The 20,343-nt window shown below is 58.1% G+C and carries 15 protein-coding genes; 2 read left to right on the top strand and 13 right to left on the bottom strand.

Annotation, left to right across the window (positions count from 1 at the left end; all coding sequences use genetic code 11):
• Nucleotide 1: 1 nt before the first annotated feature.
• The 11 genes from JRJ26_08770 to JRJ26_08720 form a co-directional block, all read right to left on the bottom strand.
• Nucleotides 2-460, bottom strand: coding sequence for an ATP synthase subunit C (locus JRJ26_08770; protein ID MBW2057572.1), 459 nt, complete (start codon nt 458-460; stop codon nt 2-4).
• Nucleotides 442-2,196, bottom strand: coding sequence for a hypothetical protein (locus JRJ26_08765; protein ID MBW2057571.1), 1,755 nt, complete (start codon nt 2,194-2,196; stop codon nt 442-444). Before JRJ26_08765 ends, JRJ26_08770 begins: the two co-directional genes overlap by 19 nt.
• A 35-nt stretch (nt 2,197-2,231) precedes the next feature.
• A complete protein-coding gene (locus JRJ26_08760) occupies nt 2,232-2,861 on the bottom strand; it encodes a V-type ATP synthase subunit D (protein MBW2057570.1) in 630 nt (209 codons plus the stop codon).
• A gap of 7 nt (nt 2,862-2,868) precedes the next feature.
• Nucleotides 2,869-4,224, bottom strand: a complete 1,356-nt coding sequence (locus JRJ26_08755; GenBank protein ID MBW2057569.1) for a V-type ATP synthase subunit B — start codon at nt 4,222-4,224, stop codon at nt 2,869-2,871.
• Nucleotides 4,225-4,791: 567 nt separating this feature from the next.
• Nucleotides 4,792-5,562, bottom strand: a complete 771-nt coding sequence (gene nadE / locus JRJ26_08750; GenBank protein MBW2057568.1) for an NAD(+) synthase — start codon at nt 5,560-5,562, stop codon at nt 4,792-4,794.
• 314 nt (nt 5,563-5,876) lie between these two features.
• Entirely contained in the window at nt 5,877-6,872 is a 996-nt protein-coding gene (glk, locus tag JRJ26_08745; GenBank protein ID MBW2057567.1) for a glucokinase, read from the bottom strand.
• A gap of 23 nt (nt 6,873-6,895) precedes the next feature.
• Complete coding sequence (locus tag JRJ26_08740) at nt 6,896-8,593, bottom strand: efflux transporter outer membrane subunit (protein MBW2057566.1); 1,698 nt, start codon at nt 8,591-8,593, stop codon at nt 6,896-6,898.
• Between the two features lie 44 nt (nt 8,594-8,637).
• Entirely contained in the window at nt 8,638-11,796 is a 3,159-nt protein-coding gene (locus JRJ26_08735) for an efflux RND transporter permease subunit (protein ID MBW2057565.1), read from the bottom strand.
• Nucleotides 11,797-11,811: 15 nt separating this feature from the next.
• The gene (locus JRJ26_08730) at nt 11,812-12,981 is read right to left on the bottom strand and encodes an efflux RND transporter periplasmic adaptor subunit (GenBank protein MBW2057564.1); all 1,170 of its coding nucleotides are present in this window, start codon (nt 12,979-12,981) and stop codon (nt 11,812-11,814) included.
• Between the two features lie 514 nt (nt 12,982-13,495).
• Nucleotides 13,496-14,866: a sigma-54-dependent Fis family transcriptional regulator gene (locus JRJ26_08725; protein MBW2057563.1), complete on the bottom strand. Its 1,371-nt coding sequence runs from the start codon at nt 14,864-14,866 to the stop codon at nt 13,496-13,498.
• Nucleotides 14,863-17,049 carry a PAS domain S-box protein gene (locus tag JRJ26_08720; protein ID MBW2057562.1) on the bottom strand — a complete coding sequence of 729 codons (2,187 nt, stop codon included), beginning with the start codon at nt 17,047-17,049 and terminating at the stop codon, nt 14,863-14,865. Before JRJ26_08720 ends, JRJ26_08725 begins: the two co-directional genes overlap by 4 nt.
• Nucleotides 17,050-17,584: 535 nt before the next feature.
• Here JRJ26_08720 and JRJ26_08715 point away from each other — a divergent pair.
• Nucleotides 17,585-18,007, top strand: coding sequence for a response regulator (locus JRJ26_08715; protein ID MBW2057561.1), 423 nt, complete (start codon nt 17,585-17,587; stop codon nt 18,005-18,007).
• Nucleotides 18,008-18,126: 119 nt separating this feature from the next.
• Entirely contained in the window at nt 18,127-18,705 is a 579-nt protein-coding gene (locus JRJ26_08710) for an HdeD family acid-resistance protein (GenBank protein ID MBW2057560.1), read from the top strand.
• A gap of 153 nt (nt 18,706-18,858) precedes the next feature.
• Here JRJ26_08710 and JRJ26_08705 read toward each other — a convergent pair whose 3' ends face one another.
• Both JRJ26_08705 and JRJ26_08700 read right to left on the bottom strand, forming a co-directional pair.
• On the bottom strand, nt 18,859-19,488 hold the full coding sequence (locus tag JRJ26_08705; GenBank protein ID MBW2057559.1) for a membrane integrity-associated transporter subunit PqiC: 630 nt from the start codon (nt 19,486-19,488) through the stop codon (nt 18,859-18,861).
• A gap of 2 nt (nt 19,489-19,490) precedes the next feature.
• Entirely contained in the window at nt 19,491-20,300 is an 810-nt protein-coding gene (locus JRJ26_08700) for a hypothetical protein (GenBank protein ID MBW2057558.1), read from the bottom strand.
• Nucleotides 20,301-20,343 lie beyond the last annotated feature (43 nt).

Raw genomic sequence — 20,343 nt, 5'->3', positions numbered from 1 at the left:
TTCATCCTCCTCCACCCCCGGACAGGGTACCCAGTAGAACCAATGCAAACACGAAGGCAAAGACGGCAAACCCCTCCACGACCGCTGCCGGGGCGAGGGAAATGCCGAAAACCTCGGGCTTGCTTTTCGAAACCCGGATCGATGATGCACAGGCGTATCCCTGATATATCGCACTCGCCATCAGGGCGAGCCCCGTGAGTACACCGACACCGAAAATTCCCGGAGCGGTGTCTGCCTTGATCGCACCGGAGAAGGTCAGCGTGACGACGATCCCGTAGATGACCTGTGAGGACGGCATGGCCGAAATGCCGATATACCGCCCGTACCCGCTCTCGGTTTCAAGCATGGCGCCGATTGCCGCCTGTCCGGCCCTCGAGCAGCCGATAATACTGCCCACCGCACCCAGGGCCAGGGGCGCGAAAACGCCCAGCCAGCCCAATGCTAAGACCAAGTTCTCCACGGCACTCTCTCCTTTCTCGAAAAAGCTTTGAAGGAATCGCCCTCTTCAGAGATGCTCCAGTTGAAGAATTCGATGAAATTGAGTCGCAGACCATGGATGAATCCGCTGCTAAGGGCGAGAAGGAAGTTCAGTCCGTGCCCGAGCAGGATAATGAGAAGCGCAAAGAGGAATCCGATACCCGGAACCGACGCCCTGACTTGCCCGGCCAGATCGTTGAAGGTGCTCGCAAGAGACGCGCTGGCCAGGCCGAGGGCAAAGAGCCGCAGGTAGCTCAGTGAATCTCCGAAGGCGTTGGAAAGACGGGTGAACCCTTGAATCCCCCGCAACAGCCGCTGCCAGAGGGGACCCTCCACACTGGTGAAAAACAACACGGCTCCAAGTCCCACCCCCATGGCCGCCACTCCCACGGTCTTCAGAAAACCCGCTGCCTGCCCACCCGAGTATCCCAGCCAGACAGAGGCAGCACCCAGAAAGATGAAGACCCAGGCCGCAGGCACCACCGCCCGGGCGGAACGACGCCAGTGCCATGCCGTAACCGCATTGGCCAGTACCAGGTGAAAGACACCGGTCATGATCGAAAGGAGCATCATGGTATCGAAATCCATAATATCCAAGACCTTGAGTCCGGCGGGCAGAGATCCCTCAGCAGGGGCGACCCCGAAGTAGCTTCCCACCATAACCCCGTACGCCACACCGGCCCCGACAAGGGTGGCAAGCAGAGCCCGGAATCGCCTGCGGGAATCCGTTCGCCCCATCCATTTCCAGAGAGCCGCCAGAATGAGCCCCAGAGCCGCAGAATACCCCGCATCGGCGAAAATCATCGCAAAAAAGACGGCAAAGGAGAAAAACACGATTACCGAGGGGTCCCAGAGCCAGTACTGGGGCGTGGTATAGAAGGAGACCAGATCCTGACCACCCGCGAGAAGCCGGGGGTTGTGCATCAGCGTCGGAGGAATCTCTCCGGGATCCGGATCCGCCACCTCGAGAACCACCATCTTGCCCGCGGCATACTCTCGCAGTTCGGCAACGTTTTCACGGGGTGCCCAGGCCTGCAGGGCAAAAACAGGGCTTGCATCGTAGGTCTGCCGCGCGGCCTGCTCCACGGCGGCCTGGTCTTCCAACCGATGGATACCGCGGGCGAACAGATAGCACCAGCGGGTCAGGCCGGCACGCTCGGCCTGCAGATCCTCGAGCACGAGTTCGACCTCCTCCAACCGGTCCTCCAATTCCGGAAGAGAAATACTCCCTGTGCGCACACGCGGGACCGGCATCCCCTCCGGCTCACCTTCCGAAAGGACCACGACATAGGAGAAGCGGTTGTCGCGCAGTACCACTTCCCAGATAAGACCCGCGGCCTCGACTTTCTCCATCTGGTTGCGGGGAACCAGGTAGAACCAAAGCCTCACATTGCCGAGCTCTTCCAGCGACGGAAATACGAACTCCCCCCAGGGTCTCAGATTCGCAATCCGCTCTTTTAGGAAATCCCTCTCGTCCTCGAGCGTCTGGATGCTCTCCCTCAGATCAAGCGCCCGGTGCTCGACCTTGAGAGGATCGAATTTGGAGGGATCGCGCACCTGCCGCCGCCGCCGGGGACAATTCAACAGGAAATTCAACGCATCCCGCGAACGCGACGACGGGCCACCCTCGGCGATAGGGTCTCCGGAGGGTTTCAGCGGTATCAGATGGAGGCAGCCGATCTCCTGGAGGTCGGCGAGAATCTGCGCTTTGTCCTCCATGAGGCCGTAAGCCGTCACCTTTGCCAGTGGGACGATCACCGCACGCCTCCTTCATCCCCCACAGCGTCCCATTCGTGTCCGTACCTGGCCTTGGCGATCTTGGAGCGGACCACCGCCGCCCTTTCAGCATCGCCGAGGAAGATCCGGATGTACTTTATGTTCTTCTTGGCCGTCGGGATAAGGATCTTCTCGAAAAGGTTGACCCGCTGGGTAGTGCGCCGTACGGCGCGATCGAGCCTCCGGACACGTTCGGCCGCCACTTCCACCCTTACCCGAAGTTCCGCCATCTGTTTGAGCTGATCGACCAGCACATCGACCCAGTGCGGCATGACGATCATGGAGTACCGACGCGCGGTACAGATCACTTCTTTAAGGAGAGGCAGCCTGACACCAACAACGTTTTCGTCGACGATCCGGACTGATTCCATATGCACGAGCCCGGACAGGTCGATCTCCGGGTTGGCGAGCATGGGCAACTGCTCGCCCGTCAATGTCCCCAGACGCTCAACCTCGACCCGGTCTCTTGCGAGCTGACCCTGGGCTCGATCGAGTTCCACGGTAAGCTGCCTGCGCTTCAGATCCAGAGACGGAAGGAGGCGCTGGTAGAGACGCAACTGATCGCGCTCCCTCTGGAGCGCGCCCTTGTTCAAGGCGATTTTTGCCATGTGCGGCTCACTCCCGGTCCGTCGACCGGCTTTCTCCTGTCCCGGCCTCGCGGCTCGGAAAGTACTTCTCAACCAAAGCCTGCTTCATCAACAGCTCTCCCGGCTCAAAGCACTCGGCCAGGGTCTCCCAGCACCGATCCAGTCCTTCGATAACCGGCATGGAGACCCGGATGTCCATGAACCGCTCGCGAAAGAGCCGGCCGAACTTGAGTAGCTTCTCGTCAAAGGCAGAGAGTTCAAAGGCCATGGCCTGCTTCTTTTCCGCTTCCAATGCCTGAGCATAGAAACGGATCATAGTATTCATGATCTGGGAATGGTCCTCCCGGGTGGCCTTGCCGACCACGTGCTGCTTCAGCCTCGACAGCGACCCGAACGGGTCGATCACGCCGTCATGGAGATAGAACTGGCCTTCGGTGATGTACCCCGTGTTGTCGGGAACCGGGTGGGTCACGTCATTGCCGGGCATGGTCGTAACCGTGAGAATCGTCACCGAGCCGGCCCCCTTGAAGTCACAGGCCTTCTCATAGCGTCTTGCAAGCTGTGTATAGAGATCGCCCAGGTAGCCGCGGGTGGCTGGGATCCGCTCCAGGGCAATGCCGATCTCCTTCATGGCGTCCGCATAAGCGGTCATATCCGTCAGGAGCACGAGAACGCGCTTGTTTTCCTCTACCGCGAACCGTTCGGCGACGGCGAGCGCCATGTCCGGAACCAACATCCGTTCAACAATCGGGTCAGAGGCCTGATTGACAAACATCACCGTTCGGTGGAACACGCCGTGCTCTTCGAATGCCGACCGGAAGAAGTGGAAATCGTCAAAGATGAGCCCCAAGCCTCCGAACACCACGATGTCTGCATCGGCCTGGAAGCCGATGCGGGCAAGCAGCTCATTGTAGGGCTCACCGGCGACCGAGAAGATGGGAATCTTCTGGCTTTCAACAAGACAGTTGAAAAGATCGATCATGGGCACGTTGGTTTGGATCATCCTGGTCGGCACCACCCGCATCATGGGGTTTACCGTCGGCCCACCGGCTTTGATCTTCGGGTCGGACGACAGATCGGGCCCGCCGTCGACGGGCTCCCCAGACCCACGGAAAATGCGGCCCAAGATATTCTCCGAGTATGTGACTTCCAGGGGATGGCCGAGGAATCGGACCCCTGCCTCTGTCGAGAGTCCCTTGCCGCCGGCAAAGACCTGAAGCCCGACGATCTCGCGGTCGAGCTCGACCACTCTGGCAATCGAGGTCTCACCATCGACGTTCTCGACCACCGCGGTGTCGCCAAAGGCAACACCCTTTGCCCTGACCCGAATCGTATCGCCCACGATCTCGAGCAGCCGTGTATGACGAATGAGTTCTTCGATCATTGCTCGAATTCACCTCGTCCGTTTCGGATTTCGGATTATCCCTACAACGACACTTCGGTTGAGAAGTCACTCCTTCACTTTGCTTGAGAGCCGCCCTGAACCGAGTGAAGGGGCAAATCCGAGCGATCCCGCCTGATGGGGAGAGCGAAGGATCTGTGATTTGCCGGGAGAGACCAGATTCTTCGTCGCTTCGCTCCTCAGAATGGCAAGGTGTCGTTGCAGGGCTAAGGGTTCTTCAGATAGACGACAAAGGCAATTGATGTGCCAGAGTGTCGAGACCGGCAACTGGATTTTAACAAAGCGAAATCACAGAGATTTCCAGATAGGCCCGGAACAATAAGGTGAGACCTCGGGCGACCTGACGGTCATGGGTTCTGGAGCAGTCAACGGAGGAATCCTGCGGGCGGCTGGACATAATTTATGCTTCTGGCCGAGAAATTGGGAATGACCTTTTTGTCACACGTCCACGACGCATATGACATCGGCGATCGCAGAAACTCACCCGTACTCATCTGGGCCCCATTTCCCCCTGCCGACGACATAAAACCACTCAATCCAGCCCGGCGATCAGCAATCATCGAGGCCGATCCTGTAGTTAAGTCCGGGAGGCGGAGGAGGAATCGAAGGGGGATGTCTTTTGTGCTCGCTGATTCTCGAGAGGTGTTCGATTCTCTCCCTCACAGCCGGATCTGCTTCCCCTGTCACAAGGTAGTGATCCAGCACGGCATAGGTAAGGCCCAGTTCACCTTCGTCGGTCTGGTTTTTCCACAGACCTGCCGACGGCGGTTTGATGATTATCTCATCCGGTACACCCAGATACCTTCCCAGGTCGCGCACCTGCCCTTTTGTCAGGTGTATGATAGGCTCGACATCCACCCCTCCGTCGCCGTACTTCGTGAAATAGCCGACCTTCATCTCCGATCGGTTCGTGGTCCCGGCCACCAGGTAGGTGAACCTGTTCGCATAGTAGTAGAGAGTCGTCATCCTGAGCCGCGGCTTGATGTTTGCCAGGGCCAATGCAGGGTCCCCGCCCGGTGTGGCCCGTACCGCCTCGATGAAGGCACCATAGACTCTATCCAGAAAAACCTCCTCACAGGGAAGCTTGCCTCTGTCGGCAAGACGCCTGGCATCGGCCGCGTCCTTGGGATCGGTCTGGCAGTGCATTATGAGGCCCAGGGTGTTTTCCGGAAACGCCTTCCTGCACAGCAGAGCGACAACCGACGAATCGATCCCCCCGCTCAAACCCACGACATATCCCTTTGTCTGCGACTCGGCTGCTGTTTCTCTCAGCCAACGGACGATAAAGTCAGCCACCTGAGCTGCCTGGTTCGTGTCCATCTCCGTTTCCTCCTTGTCGTTAAGCATGGGACGGAAAGAGAGGAATGAAACTCTCCGACCAAACGTCAGAGCTTCTAAAGCAGGAACGCAATAGAGCTCTAGACCATCCGTGTCTTCATCCATCCGGCAACCCGGCCTCAGGACCAAGAATCCCCTGTTACATTGATCTCCTGCCGAGATTCTTCGCTACGCTCAGAGTGACAGTTGCCTGGTTGCAGACGGACGGTGGTCATTTGGACGCCATGCCGTCGCGTCGATCCCCGACTGAAACTCCGTGACATTCTGCAATATGCCCGTACAAAATGCCCGACCACTCACGGCTGAATCTCGAGACCACGGCAGGCTGCACCCAGGAGAGCAGCCTTGGAGTTGAGGATGACCCGGACCGGAATGTTCGTCAAGAGGCTCGACATACGCCCCTTGCGTACAAAGGCGTCCATGAACCGGCCGTTCTTCAGGATCGGAAGGATGCGCGGCGGGATGCCGCCGCCCAAATATACGCCGCCTGTGGCCAGGACCTTGAGGGCCAGGTTCCCAGCCTCTGCCCCCAGGATGGAGACAAAAGTGTCGAGGGTTGCGACGCAGAGTTCGCAGGTCCCCCACTTTCCAAGGGCAGCGTTGACAATGACCGGCGTGCGGTCTTCGGCCGCAGCCAGCCGCTCGGCCAGCCAGGCCGGTTCCTCGGCCTGGCCGCGATCCTTGAGAAAGGCGTAGATCGTCGGCAGCCCCAGGCCGGAGCAGACCCGTTCGTAACTTACGTGCTCGAACTGGTACCGGTCCCGCAGATACCGGAGCAGGTCGATTTCCAGGCGGTTGGTGGGTGCGAATCCGACGTGACCGCCCTCCGAGGGGTGGGCCAGGTAACGAGATCCGTCCCAGGTGAGAAACGCCTCCCCCAGTCCCGTTCCCGGGGCAATAAGGGCGATGGCCCCGCCCTCGACCGGCTTTCCCCTGTTAAGGATGCGCAGGTCGCGTCCCTTGAGCAAGGGAACGGACTGGGCGATGGCCTCGAGGTCGTTCAGCAGGCAGATAGAGGAGAGGTTCAGCACCTCCCGCAGGTGCTCTTGATCGATTTCCCAGGGCAGGTTGGTTGTCCTGACCCGGCCCCTCAAGACCGGGCCCGCGACTCCAAAGGCGGCCCTGTCCACCTTCAGGTCCACCTGGGACAGGAATTCCTTCACGAGGGATTCCAGGTTGGGATAGCGAGCGCTCGGGAAGGTCTTCTCCACGAGCGGCTCTCCTGGTGGAAACCCGGGAGGGTAAACGGCCAGGTTGGTCTTGGTTCCTCCGATGTCACCGGCAAGCAGCATAACCAACTCCCCGGTCGATGGTCCTACCACGCCAGACGCCTCCACTCCTTCGGCTTTTCTTCAGGAGCCGGCAGTTTGGCCTTCTCCGGTGCCAGCAGGCGGCCCCAGTTGGTCCGCTCGCGCATCTCCTCCCTGACTCGCTCCGGTACGAAATCCCTGCCCACACGGATCTCCCACCCACCGCCGAGGGCCTTGTACATGCTTACCAGGTTCACGGCCACAGACCCTGTGGTTGCGGCAAGTCGATCCTGAGCCACCCTGAGGGAACGCTGCGCTTCCAGAACCCGCTGGTAATCGGCCAGACCTTCCCGGTACTGAAGCATGGAAAGATCGACCGAACGCTTGGATGCTTCGACACTTCCAAGCAGGTACCCAGCCTCCTGCTGGGCTCTCAAGAACGCAACCATGGCATCCTCCACCTCTTGAGCGGCACGAAGCACCGTATTCTGGTAATTGACGGCCAACCGCTGGAAGCGGGCATCCTGGAGGCGGACCCTGTTCTTGATCCGCCCGTAGTTGAAGATGCTCCATGAAAACGCCGGGCCTGTAAACCATTCGATGCTGTTCGAATTGAAAAAGTCACCGAAGCTGCTTCCGCCTGGAAACCCGGCTGCCGTCACTGCCGCATCGCTCGCGCGCAAACCGATAGAACCGAAAAGCACGAAGTGGGGGTAAAGATCCGCCTTGGCAACCCCGATGAGGGCGCACTGGGATGCGACCCGGCGCTCCGCAAGGCGGATGTCCGGGCGCCGGCGCAGCAAATCCGCCGGGATCCCCACTGCCACTTCGACGGGCGGCGTAGGAATCGGCATTGGACCTCCGACAATCTCCTCGATCTGGTCGGGCAGTATGCCGAGCAGAATGGCCAACCCGTTCTTGGCCTGGCGCAGGTTGATGTCCAGCCCGGGGATCAAAGCCTGGGTCTCCCTCAAGAGGGCCTTGGCCTGCTGCACATCGAGTTCGCTCACCTCTCCCCCCTCGAAACGCGCCTCGGCGATCTGGAGGGACCGCTTCTGGATCTTCACATTTTCCCGCGCCACTGCGAGACGTGCTTCAAACGTCCGAACCAGCACATAGGTACGGGCAACCTCGGCGGTTAGAGAGACCAGGACGTCGTCGTAGTTTGCGATCGATGCTTCCAGGTTCCCGATGCTCGACTCGACGGCACGGCGGTATCTGCCCCAAACGTCGATTTCCCAGGCAGCGTCAAAACCCAGATTGATTTCACCGAAGTCGAAATCCATCCCGGGCAGCGTGCCCGCCGTGTTCTCGCTCCGGCTTCTGTATGCATATCCGCCTTCTGCCCGCTGCCATTGCGGGAACTGCCTGCCCACGGCAATGCCCAACTGCGCCCTGGCCTCCAGGATCCGAATCCCCGCCATGCGAAGGGGCAGATTCTGCTTGTAGGCCTTTTCGATCAGGGTATCCAGCACAGGGTCCTCAAACACCTTCCACCACGTGCTGAAGTCCGCCGGCTCGCTCTTGATCTTCGGATCCTCCTTTTCGATCCATTCCCGCGGCTCCGGAGCCGTGGGTTTCACATAGTCCGGACCGACCATGGCACATCCGGCAAGGGCAATAGCAAGGGCAAGCAGCCCCGCCAGCGGCCGGTGGAGAATCTCTCGGGCGCTCTGCCCAGGCGACGGGCCGCTCCGGGGTCCGCCCGTATTGCTCTGTTGGGCGTCCTCTGGCAGGCTCGGCTCAAACCCGCACGTTATCATGATGCCTCCCCCCTTTCACCGCAAAGGTCCGGTGGTTTCTTCTGCTACGCTGTATTCTTTTCGTACGGCACCCTGAAAAAAGTGGCGTAGAGGACCGGTACGAAAATCAAGGTCAGCACGGTGGCAAAGCCCAGCCCGAACATGATGGTTACCGCCATGGCGATGAAGAACCCATCCTGGAGCAGCGGGAGCATGCCCATGATGGTAGTCAGGGCCGCCATGGATACGGGGCGCATACGGCTGACCCCGGAATCGACGATCGCCTGAAAGCGTCCCTTTCCTTCCCGGATCTCCAGATCGATCTGGTCGATCAGCACGATGGCGTTCTTGATCAGCATCCCGGCCAGGCTCATCACACCCAGCAGCGCCATGAACCCGAAGGGCTGCTTGAATATCAACAACCCCGCAGTGACCCCGATGATGGCAAGGGGTACGGTCAACCATATGATCAAGGGCTGCCGGAAGGCGTTGAAAAGAAAGATGACGACCAGGATCATCATTCCGAAGTAGATGGGAATCGACTTGGCCAGCTCGCTCGTCGCATAGGCAGAGTCCTCGGCTTCTCCCGACCAGGCGATAAAATAGCCGGGCTTGTCTTTCAGGGGGATGATGTCGTCGTATTTGACCGGGATGGTGCCGGCGTCCCACTTGTCCTCGGGAATGTTCTTGCCGAGATACTGCTCCACATCGACCCCGAGGGCCTTCTCTATCTTGGGCTTGACCCGCTCCATCACCTCCGACGGCAGGCCCCTTCGGGCATCCGCATGGATCTTTATCATAGACCGCCGGTTGTATCTCGAAATACGGCTGTCCTCGTTTCCGGTCTGCAACCCGTTTATCACCTGGAGCATCGGAACCTTTTCATGGGTAATCGGACTGATGAGCGAGATGTCGAGCATGTCCTCAACGGTCTGGCGATCCTTTGCGGGTGCCCGCGCATAAATCGGGATCAGCTCGATCCCTTCACGAAAGACCCCGGCCAGGGTCCCCGAGTAGTTTGCCTGAAGCACCAGAGAGGCCATTCGGCGGTCGATTCCCAGTCTTCGGGCCCGGTCCTCTGCAAGTATGGGACGAACCGTTTTGACCTTGTTACCCCACTCGTCGCGAACGGCCTTTGTGTCCGGATCAGCGGAGATGATCGCTTTGGCGATCTCGGCCATCCGGCGTAGCTCCGCCGGATCAGGCCCGTTGATGCGGAGCTGGATCTTGCCGCCGCTCCCAGGGCCAAGATTGAATTTCTTGACGTTGATGACGGCATCCGGAAACATGATTTCCAGGTCGGACTGGACCTTCTGGTAGATTCGGTCTATGGTTCTATGATCATCCACTGTGACGAGGACCAGGGCGTAGTGGCTCCCAGCATCTATCGGTACACTATAGGTCAAAAGAAAACGGGGATGCCCCGACCCGATGGCAGATGCGGTGGCGGTTACACCCTCGATCTTTCTCAGGTAGACCTCGATCTCTTTGACCTGTTTTTCCGTGTCCCTGATGTAGGTGCCCTCCCGGAACTGGATTTCAACCATGAACTGCGGCCGTGTGGACGGCGGGAAAAACAGGTTGTCGAGAAATCCGAACCCGAACAGAGCTACCGCAAACAGGCCGACGACCACACCGATCGTGACCCACCGGAATCGGATGGCCGTCATTACACCCTTACGGTAAAGCCGGTAGAATTTCCCCCCATATGGATCGGCCGCCTTGTCGTCTCGCCCGCCCGCCTGCCTTGTTTTGAGAAAGGTCTTGACGAGTAGCGGCGTTGAAGTCACCGCGGTAAGCCAGCTCAGGGACAGGGAGATCAGAATAACGTAGTAGAGGGACCTGGTGTACTCACCGGTGTTGTTGGTCATGCCCCCGATTGAGGCAAACGCCAGCACGGCAACTGCGGTTGCGCCCAAGAGCGGGACGGCGTTCTGGGCCACCACCCTTTTGGCCGCTTCCAGGCCATCCATGCCCTGCTCCATTCGGACCTTCATCCCGTCCACCACCACGATGGCGTTGTCGACCAGCATTCCCAGCGCGATGATAAGGGCTCCCAGAGATATCCTTTCCAGGGTGATCTGGTAGTAGCCCATCACAACAAAAGTGGCGGCAATGGTCAGGGCGAGTATGAATCCTATGATAAAACCGCTGCGCAACCCCATGAAAAACAGAAGGACGATGACTACAATGGCCACGGCCTCGATCAGGTTGACCACAAAACCGTTGACCGACTTGACGACGCTCTCGGCCTGATTGGAGATGACTTCCAGATCCATCCCCAGAGGAATCTGACCCAGCAGTTCGTGAATCCGTTTTTCGATTGCCTGGCCCATGGTGACCACGTTGCCGCCCTCGACCGTGGAGATCGCGATGCCGATAGCGGGTTGGCCGTCGACCAGCAGGATGCTTTTCGGCGGGTCGACATAGTCCCTCCGAATTTCGGCCACGTCTTTGAGGTAGATCAGTCTGCCCCCCTTGCTGCCGATGAGGAGGCCACCGAAGTCCTTTTCCGATTTATAGATACCGCTCGGATATATGGGCACGTATTCACTGCCGATCTTGATGCGACCCGCATCGGCCGGTATGTTCTTGGCTTGAAGAGCGCTGAAGATCTCATCAGGGGTGATCCCGAGACTGGACATCTTCGTCTTGGACAGCTCTACGTAAATGGCCTCCTGCTGGACACCGAAAAAGACGATCTTCTTGACGTCTTGCACGGTGATAAGCTCCCGTTTGAGCAGCTCGGCCACTTTTTTCAGCTCTGCATAGGTAAACCCCTGGCCGGTCAAGGCGAAGTAGACTCCGTAAACGTCGCCGAAGTCGTCATTGACGATGGAGGGTCCGGCACCGGGGGGCAGCTCCCTCTGATAGTCGTTGACCTTGCGCCGGAGCTCATCCCAGACCTGGGGCAGGGCGGATTTGCTGTACTTGTCCTTGATGACGACCTTGACCGTTGAAAGCCCCCTCTCGGAATAGGACTCGACCCGTTTGAGCTGGCCCAGTTCCTGGGCCGCCTTTTCTATTTTCTCGGTGACTTCTTTTTCCACCTCTTGGGCCGAAGCGCCGGGATAGGGTGTCAGAACCACCGCCTCTTTGATCGCAAATTCCGGGTCCTCCAGCCGGGGCAGTCTTTCGTAGGAATAAAAACCCACGACCAGAAGGAGGATGGTCAGCGTCCAGGTGATTACGCTCTTCTTGATTGAGAGTTCCGCGAGATTCATGAGTCCGGTTTCCCCTTATTGCTGGTCCCACAACCTGACTTTCATGCCTTCCTGCAGTTTCAGGACCCCGGCGACGACGATCTTTTCGCCGCCCTTGAGACCCTCCTGGATGACTATGTTCTCAGAACCGGTCAGGCTGCCCACCTTGACGCTCTGTTTGTGTACCGTCATGTTTTCCGGGTCGACTACCCACACATAGTTCTTACCGTCCGGTTCAGCGAGAACCGCGCCGGCGGGTATGAGGATCTGTGTCTCCTGTGTCTCTTCCCCTCGGGGTGAAAGCACCACGGTGGCGGTCATTCCCGGGAAGACATTGATACTTTCGGGCTGCGGCAACTCGAACACCACCTGATAGGTCTGAGTGGCGGGGTCCGCCTTGGTTGCATATTCCTTGAGCTTCAAGGGGTACTGCTTGCCCGGGGCGGTCGGGAACTCGGCCACGGCGGTGACCGTCCCCTTTTGTTGTTCTTTTGCCATGGCCATCACGTTTTCCGGCACATCGACCAGGATCTCCACTCGGTATATATCCTCGAGGCTTACGATGGGCTGCTTGGGTTGGACTTCCTGGAAGTTGTCCACGTACCGTTTGGCAATCACTCCGGAGAAAGGGGCCCTCAGATAGGTGTAGCCCAACCTGTTTTTTGCGTCTTCCACTACGGCTTTCAGCGACTTGATCCTGGCCTGGGCACGGCTTACCGCTTCCCGCCTCTTGTCGACCAGCGCCCCGCTCACCGCACCCGGGTCTTTCTTCTTGATCCTCAGGACACGCTCGTACTCGCTTTTGGCAAGTTTCAAAGCAGCCCTGGCTTCTCCGAGTTTACCCTGGACATTTCGAATTTCAACCTGAAAATCCTTTGGATCGACACGTGCCAGGAGGTCGCCTTTTTTCACAAACTTCCCCTCTTTCCCTTCGACCGGGAGTTCTATGAGCCTCCCTCCCACCACCTTGAATGCCAGCTCCACACGCCTGGACGCCCGTACCTTGCCCGGAAGCGTCAGGCCTGAAATAGCGCCGCTCGATGGGACGGTCATGATCTTGACCGGCCTGATAACCTCTCTTGCAACTTCCTCTTCCCCTTTTCCGCAGGAAGTGATAAGAAGCCCCACCGATGCGATCAGGCAGACCAATGCCGGGAAGAGGCGGCTCGATGCGTGGCGGGTTCGGGTTCTGTTGTCTGGTTTCATTTTTTCTACCTCTGGGTGCTTAGTATTGGAACAAACCTCTACTCCTTCGAGTTGCCATACACAAGGGCTGCCAGGCGACGGCGCGACCTGCTCCCTGCAGGACAACGGCCAGCGGTCTTGCTGCCCCGACACAGGGACTCAGGCGGGTTCGGCCGGCCTTTCCGTCCCCACCGGGAAAGCCTGTCCAACCTGATGGGGCGGTCATCACGGCCTGCACACCGTCACTCGAAACAATCCCCGCCAAAGATCAATGAGAAAGATACCACAGACAAGAAAGCAATTGGAATGCCCCAAAGGCCTGAAGCACAAGGGAACTATAACCCTTTGGAAAACGGAGGCTTTCCAAATGCGGGCAAAACCACGCAGCGGCACTCCAGGCGACCTAAAGGTCATTGGTGCCGCCGCATCCAAGAGGCCCCTTTGACGATGATCAATCACTGTTCATTGAAACGGCTGATGCAGCATGACCGCGACCTTTTTGTCATGTTGGCAGGACACAAAGGACGCCTGGCAATCATAAACCTCCGAGCTCTCCTTTCCACCTCGGGTCCTTCTTCATCCGGGCGAGCTTGCGTTGAACCTGCCTTACGGTAACGCCGAGGATCCGGGCCGCCTCCCTGCGATTGCCCCGAGTCTGGTTGAGCACGTAAGCCACGTGAATCTCGTCGTTCTCCTTCAGGGTGCAGAGTGTTCGTCCAAAGGAAACAACAGAGGATTCACCTCCCTCCAGGTGCCGGGGCAGGATGAGGGTCGAATCGGCGAGGAGCACGCACCGTTCGACTACCTGTGCGAGTTCGCGGATATTGCCCGGGAAACGCATCTTGGTCAACAGATCCATGGCTTCGGGGCTGAAACCCCGTACCTCCTTTTTGTGGCGCGAACAGGCCGCTCTCAGAAAATGATCGGCCAAGAGAGGAATGTCTTGGGCCCTCTCCCGCAGAGGCGGGAGGTGCACGTGGGCTGAATTGAGCCGATAGAAGAGATCCAGCCTGAATCTGCCTTCCTGTACGGCCCTGTCCAGGTCCGTGTTGGTTGACGATGCGATCCGAACATCCACCTGCCTGACTTTCTTCTCGCCGAGTCTGATGATCGCTTTTTCCTCCAGTGTCCGGAGGAACTTGACCTGGAGGTTGGGAGCCAATTCCCCGATCTCATCCAAGAATAGTGTTCCGCCGTGAGCCTGCTCGAAATATCCGGCATGATCCACTGTGGCGCCCGTATAGGCGCCCTTCACGTATCCGAAAAACTGGCCTTCGAACAGGGATTCCGGCACAGAGCCGACATTTACCGCTATGAAGGGCCCGTCAGGGGATGGACCCACCCGGTGGATTCCCCGGGCAAGCAACTCCTTGCCGGTTCCAGACTCCCCTGTGATGAGAAAGGGATTGCCGCTTCGAGCCATCGTATCGGCATAGTGAAGCAGTTCGATCATACGAGGGTCCCGAGTAATCGTGTCCGCAAAGGCAGGGGGTATTTGCCGTTTCTTTCTGGCAGAGCCCGCGCCTGCCAGACCCGTTCGCAGGCCTTTACGTTCATAGGCCCGTTCGATTGAAAGGAGAAGCCGATCGTTGTCCACCGGCTTGACCAGATAGTCGTAGGCACCGAGGTGGACGGCCTTTACCGAGAGAGATACATCATCCACCGCGGTCAACATGATAAACTCCGTCGCAGGTCTGTACGGCTTTGTGGCCTCCAGCACCTCCAGCCCGTCCACCTCCGGCATGATGATATCGAGCAGGACGATATCGAAGTCTTTCTCCTTGATCAGACGGACGGCGTCCCGGCCGTTGTCGCATACCTCCACGTCCCTGAAGTTTCGATGCCTCAGGATGCGCTTCACCGAGGTGAGAGCCATTTGTTCGTCGTCGACAATGAGAATTCTCATAGCCTTTGCCTCCCGAGGGCACCAACCACCTGGAGCAACCGGTCGGTCTCCACCGGCTCCTGTACCAGGTGTCCGGATTGGAATATACCATCGGGTCCGCGTTTGAGCGCGTCGGGAGACCTCGTATGGAGGACGACGGCCACCAGAGGGAAGCGGGATTCCACCTCTACTGCGAGCTCCCAGCCGGTCATCCCCGGAGGCACGATCTCGAACAAAACCGTATCCACCTCGGGGTGCCCCTCCAGGTATTCCATCACGCGTTCCGATTCGAGGGGGATCTCAACCCAGCCCGCCCCAACTACTGCCCGGAGCGATCCATGCTTCCCCTGCACCTTTCCATTGTCTCTTACAGAGAGGATGGTCGGCTCGAGGTGCAGTTGGGAGTCCCTCTCGACGGGAAGAAACACGGTAAAACGGCTTCCCCGACCGGGTCGTGAAAGCACCCCGATCACCCCTCTGTGCTCCTCGACCAGGCCGTGGGAGACGGAAAGTCCCAGTCCGGTGCCCCTTTCTTCCCTCCGGGTAGTAAAGAAAGGATCGAAGATCCGGTCAACCACCTTGGCCTCCATGCCTCTGCCGTTGTCCTCGACTTCTATCAGCACGGCCCGGAGTCTCTCGAGATACCGGGTCCTAATGGAAACCTTCCCCCGGGCCTTGTCGGGGACGGCCTGGGAGGCATTCACGAGCAGGTTCGCCACCACCTGCTCGAGTTTCTGAAGGTGGCCGTCGATTTCCGGCAAACCCTCACCGAGGCGGATCTCTATCTCCCCGACCGATTTTCTCAGTTGGGCACCCACTATCCTGAGCGTCTTTTCGACAACTTCGTTCACCTGGACCGGCCTGGTGTGAACGCTTTCGTCCATCCGGGCAAAATCCTTAAGGTCTGAGACTACCCTGTTGATTCGTTCAGAACCTATGCGGATCGCTCTGATGATCTCCCGCATGTCCTCGAGCAGTTCCTCGAAACCCAGGCCGTCCTTCTGCCACCCTGGGTGGGTGTCCGAATATTCCCTGAGAATCGGCTCGAAGATCCTCCAGGTCTCTTCCAGGAGGGGGGTATTATAGGTGATAAAACTGTTGGGGTTGTTGATTTCATGGGCCACACCCGCCACTACCTGTCCCAGCGAGGAAAGTCTGTCGGCCTGGATGATCTGTTGCTGGCGGCGCTCCGATTCCTGTCGAAGCCGTTTCTCCTCTGTGACATCCGAGGCGATGCCCGCGATACGATAGACTTTGCCTGACTCGTCACGAATCGGGAACGAACGAATTCGCACCCACCGCGCGGAACCGTCCGGTCGTACGATCCGATGTTCAAAACCGGATTCCTCCACTCTCACTCTCATGAGGGCGTTCTTTACGTGCTCCCGGTCATCCGGATGAACACCCTCGAACCAGATCATGTGCCGATCGTACAGGCTCCGGCAGGTGCGCCCCCAAACCTTCTCGTATGCCGGGCTTACGTAGAATACCTCGGTCAGGTCCGCACTGCGCAACCAGAAGACATCCTCGATGTTCTCGGCGAGCTGCCGGAACCGTGCTTCGCTCTCCCGGAGCGCATCCTCGGCCCGCTTACGCTCCTCCACCTCACGCCTCAGTTGCTCATTTGCTCTGACCAGCTCTTCAGTACGCTCCTTCACATATTGTTCAAGCTCTTCGTGGGCCCTCCTCAGTGCCTCCTCCGCCCCCTTGCGATCGGTTATGTCTTCCTTGACTCCGACGAAATGGGTAATCGTACCACGGTCATTCTTGATGGGAGAGATCGAGGCGGCTTCCCAGTAAAGATCCCCGTTTTTCTTCTTGTTGAGGAACTCCCCGCGCCACTCGTTTCCATGAGTGATCGTCTCCCACAACTCCTGGTAGAATCCCGGAGACTGTCTGCCGGACTTCAGGATTGATGGATTCTGTCCAATTGCTTCGCCAGCCGTGTACCCTGTGAGCCGTGCAAATTTCTTGTTGACGTACTCTATGGTCCCCATTGTGTCCGTAATGACCACGCTTGCCGGGCTCTCCTCCACGGCCCGCGAGAGCTTGCGCAACTCAGCCTCGGTCTTCTTTCGCCGGTCGATCTCCCTTTGGAGTTCCGCCGTACGCTCTTTCACCAACTCTTCGAGACGACGGGGCCGTTTGCTCACCTCATCCCCGGCCCTCTGCTCCGACTCTTCATAGCCGAATCTTGCAGCCATCGGCCCGCTCCTCTCGTCATACACAGGCGCGAAGGTTCTCGCTCCCGCCTTCCACGCAGCCTGTCCGGATCTCGTTTGTTCGATGAGCTTTCAAGGCACAACACAGGAGAGAACATGGATTCAGAGCTTAAACACGCACCTCAAGAGCCTTCGGCCCCCCATATAGAGACTCTACTCAGCCCGGGTGTTCGTTGTCAAGGAACCTCCCACCCGAGATTGCCGATTTTGGATTCGACCGGTCCTTTGCGTCACATGGATATGACAAAAAAGTCGCTTTTGGTGCTGCCTCAGCCGGTTCAATCAATTCAACGCTGTCAAAACCGCACCCCTCTTCCGGTCAACACGTGTCTCCCTGACCTTTGGGTCACCTCCCGACTCCCGCGCAGTTCGTCCTCTCAACTCAAGAACTCACGCCATGTCAGTAGGTTAGCGCCTCTTTCTCCCCATTGAAGCTCTAGGCATAACCGTTGCAGTGGCCCAAGTATTCCCGTTCCCCGGTTGCGGACTTCGGGAGAACCCGGCACGGATGACCTAAATGCCGAGGGAGTGGACCTGGGTGCTTGAAACCATAAGACGGATTCTATTGACCGGAGATGAAGCAGAGTTTGTGAGAACCCTGGGCCGACACTTGAAAAGAGAGCGGTTTTTGCTGGAGGAGAAGTGCGACTATGGGGCAGCTCGTAGAAGAATCGAAGACTCCCGCAGGAGTCCCTTCGACCTGATCGTCATGGTTGGGACCGTACCGACCCCGGGAATGTACGAGTTCTTAGATTGGGTCAAGAAGGTCCATCCTCAAACTTCGGTTCTGCTCTTATCGGGCATCGGTTTCGACCAACGAGCAGCGGAGACCATGAGACCGGACATGGACGGCCATGGCCAGCAGCCTATCACCCCGAAAGAGATGATAGCGCTGATCCGCAGGATCGACCGCAACCGAAGACGAATCTCGAGGAGATAACGGTGTCTCTCCGTCCGCCTCACTGGGGACTTGTTGAAAGATAGATGTCCGGCTGCCCACCGAAACGGAAGCCGGGCTCCTGCGTGGTAGACTCTCAAATCAGAAAGGAGGAACATCTCATGGCACAAAACAACACGGAAATTATGGCGGCAGAACAGAATGAGGTCTTCGGAGAGGTCAGGAAGCATTGGGGCTGGCTGCTCGGGCTCGGCATCGTATTTGTCATCCTCGGCATCATCGGGCTCGGTATGACTTTCGGTCTGACCATGGCCAGCGTGCTCTTCGTTGGCGTACTCATACTGATCGGCGGCGGTCTTCAACTCTTTGATTCGTTCAAGTGCAAAGGGTGGAAGAGCATACTCTGGCATGTTATCATCGCGTTTCTCTATATCTTTGCCGGCATCGTCATCATCACTCATCCGCTCCTCGCCTCGACCCTTTTCACGGCGATGCTTGCCATAGGGATCCTCGCCGTGGGTATCCTGCGCATCATCATGGCGATCGAGCTGCGGAGTTCCAAGGGATGGGGGTGGGTGCTCTTCAGCGGCATCATCTCCGTGCTGCTGGGTCTTGTGATCCTTTCCCACTGGCCGGTTTCAGGCCTTTGGGTCATCGGCTTACTGATAGCAATAGAAATGATCGTTCACGGCTGGTCGTATATCATCATGGCCTTGACCGTCAGGAGCATCGCCCGGTAGGAAAACCAGGTCCCTTTCCGAAGCCACTGCCAGTGCCGTCCGGCAAGGGCAGTGGCTTTTTTCTGCACCAGCCCTGTATGCGGACCCCTTTCTCCTTGAGCGGATCCCGGTCGTATGGGGTCTGCCTTTTCTGCTCGTGCTGACCTGTCGGAGCTAGGACTTATGGGAGAGAGTCTCTCTCAGATCGCTCTCAAACTGTCTGAGGATGTGCTGGAGGGCTTTGTTCCAGCCTTCCACCAGAGCCTCCGGGGAGTCTCCTTTGAGGGGGATTTCTCTACGATAACGCTTCTGAAGAAGGATCCTGGAACGTCCCGCAACGTCCTCTATGAAGAAGAGCTCCACTGCCATGACGCCCTTGGCTTGAGTCCCCCTGCTGTAGTCCCCATAAAGATCGGTGATCGTCCCCTCGACGACGTAGGTGGACTCCATCTGGTCGGTGTAGTCCACAACGTGCTGGAAGAGCCCTGATTTTGCCAGCCATGCGAGGACTTCCTCGGTTATCATCGAGTCCGGTGAAGTGAAAAATTCGTTGTAGAAGTCCGACTGGTAACTCAAATCGCCCGTTCGATAGACAAACCCCGTGCCTTCGTACTGGGGAGAGATGCGGAGCTTCCGGACCCTCAGTACGATGCCGTTTTCAGGGGGTGCGACCTCTCCGTCCCGTGAAACGTCCAGCATATAGGTATGCTTTTCTACGTAACTCCTGCTGAGGCAACCCGGCAGGACCGAAAGGAATACAAGAAGCCCGGCGAGAAACACCGAGAGGGTACTCTTTTTCGTCATTATCACTTCCTCCTTTTTGAGCGGGGTGGAGGCTTTCCGAACAGGATCTGGGAGGGGTCTTTTTTCACCCTCTCGCTCAACTCCTTGAAGTTTTGGGAGATGGCCCGGATGTTCTCCAGGGTCCTTTCGATGTTCGGCCTCTGATTGGCCATCAAATCGTCGAGCTGGCGAGAGACCCTCTTCAGCCGGGCGACGATTTCAGGAAGATCCCTAGAAGAAGAATCGAGATTCTTTGCCAGGTTTTCTACGCTTCCGGAAACCCTGGGCAGTCTGGCAAGAGCCCTTGCCACGGGCTTCTCCGAGCGCTCCACGATTCGCCGGATCTCATTCATCGTGGCCGAGGCATCGGCGAGTATCGATCTTATCTCACCCTTCTCTATGAGCCGGTCGATATTCTCGTTGGTCCGCCTCGCCCCTGCGAGCAAGGCTTGGATCTGTTCACCTATCCCCTCGGCGTTCAGCGCCTCTATCGCTTCCGTCGCGGCACCCAGAGTCTCCTTCAGAGTGGCCGAGATCCCCTCAGTGTCCACCTTCTCCAATCTCCTCAGTATCTTTTTCACGGACGCGGTAAGGCGGGTAATGGTACTCGGAGCGGAAGGTATATAGATGGATTTGGGTGTCCAGTAGATTTCCATGGGAGGATTGCGCTCCGGGTTGAGGTAGTCTACCTCGAGATAGGCAGTCCCGGTCACACCTTGGGCGGCCATGCGAACCCTGAGTCCCTTCTCGATCTCATTCTGCAGGATGGAATGGGTCTTTCCGCGGCTGCCGAACAGGATCTTGGGACTAATTTCCATTTTGACAAGCACCAACCGGCTTGACTCCAGAGCCTTTTCGCTGGTCGGAGCCGTGGAT

This window comes from Deltaproteobacteria bacterium (assembly GCA_019308905.1).
GTDB lineage: Bacteria > Desulfobacterota > BSN033 > WVXP01 > WVXP01 > JAFDHF01.
The sequence above is the reverse complement of the archived record's forward strand: the minus strand, read 5'-3'. Positions and strand labels throughout refer to the sequence as shown.

Bases quoted from the DNA above. Each gene is read 5' to 3' on its own strand.
- JRJ26_08725 (MBW2057563.1), bottom strand. From the start codon at position 14,866: ATGAGAATTCTCATTGTCGACGACGAACAAATGGCTCTCACCTCGGTG.
- JRJ26_08730 (MBW2057564.1), bottom strand. From the start codon at position 12,981: ATGAAACCAGACAACAGAACCCGAACCCGCCACGCATCGAGCCGCCTC.
- glk (MBW2057567.1), bottom strand. From the start codon at position 6,872: ATGCTGCTTGCCGGTGACATCGGAGGAACCAAGACCAACCTGGCCGTT.
- JRJ26_08740 (MBW2057566.1), bottom strand. From the start codon at position 8,593: ATGATAACGTGCGGGTTTGAGCCGAGCCTGCCAGAGGACGCCCAACAG.
- JRJ26_08760 (MBW2057570.1), bottom strand. From the start codon at position 2,861: ATGGCAAAAATCGCCTTGAACAAGGGCGCGCTCCAGAGGGAGCGCGAT.
- JRJ26_08765 (MBW2057571.1), bottom strand. From the start codon at position 2,196: ATGGAGGACAAAGCGCAGATTCTCGCCGACCTCCAGGAGATCGGCTGC.
- JRJ26_08705 (MBW2057559.1), bottom strand. From the start codon at position 19,488: ATGACGAAAAAGAGTACCCTCTCGGTGTTTCTCGCCGGGCTTCTTGTA.
- JRJ26_08710 (MBW2057560.1), top strand. From the start codon at position 18,127: ATGGCACAAAACAACACGGAAATTATGGCGGCAGAACAGAATGAGGTC.
- JRJ26_08720 (MBW2057562.1), bottom strand. From the start codon at position 17,049: ATGGCTGCAAGATTCGGCTATGAAGAGTCGGAGCAGAGGGCCGGGGAT.
- JRJ26_08755 (MBW2057569.1), bottom strand. From the start codon at position 4,224: ATGATCGAAGAACTCATTCGTCATACACGGCTGCTCGAGATCGTGGGC.
- JRJ26_08735 (MBW2057565.1), bottom strand. From the start codon at position 11,796: ATGAATCTCGCGGAACTCTCAATCAAGAAGAGCGTAATCACCTGGACG.
- JRJ26_08715 (MBW2057561.1), top strand. From the start codon at position 17,585: ATGCCGAGGGAGTGGACCTGGGTGCTTGAAACCATAAGACGGATTCTA.
- nadE (MBW2057568.1), bottom strand. From the start codon at position 5,562: ATGGACACGAACCAGGCAGCTCAGGTGGCTGACTTTATCGTCCGTTGG.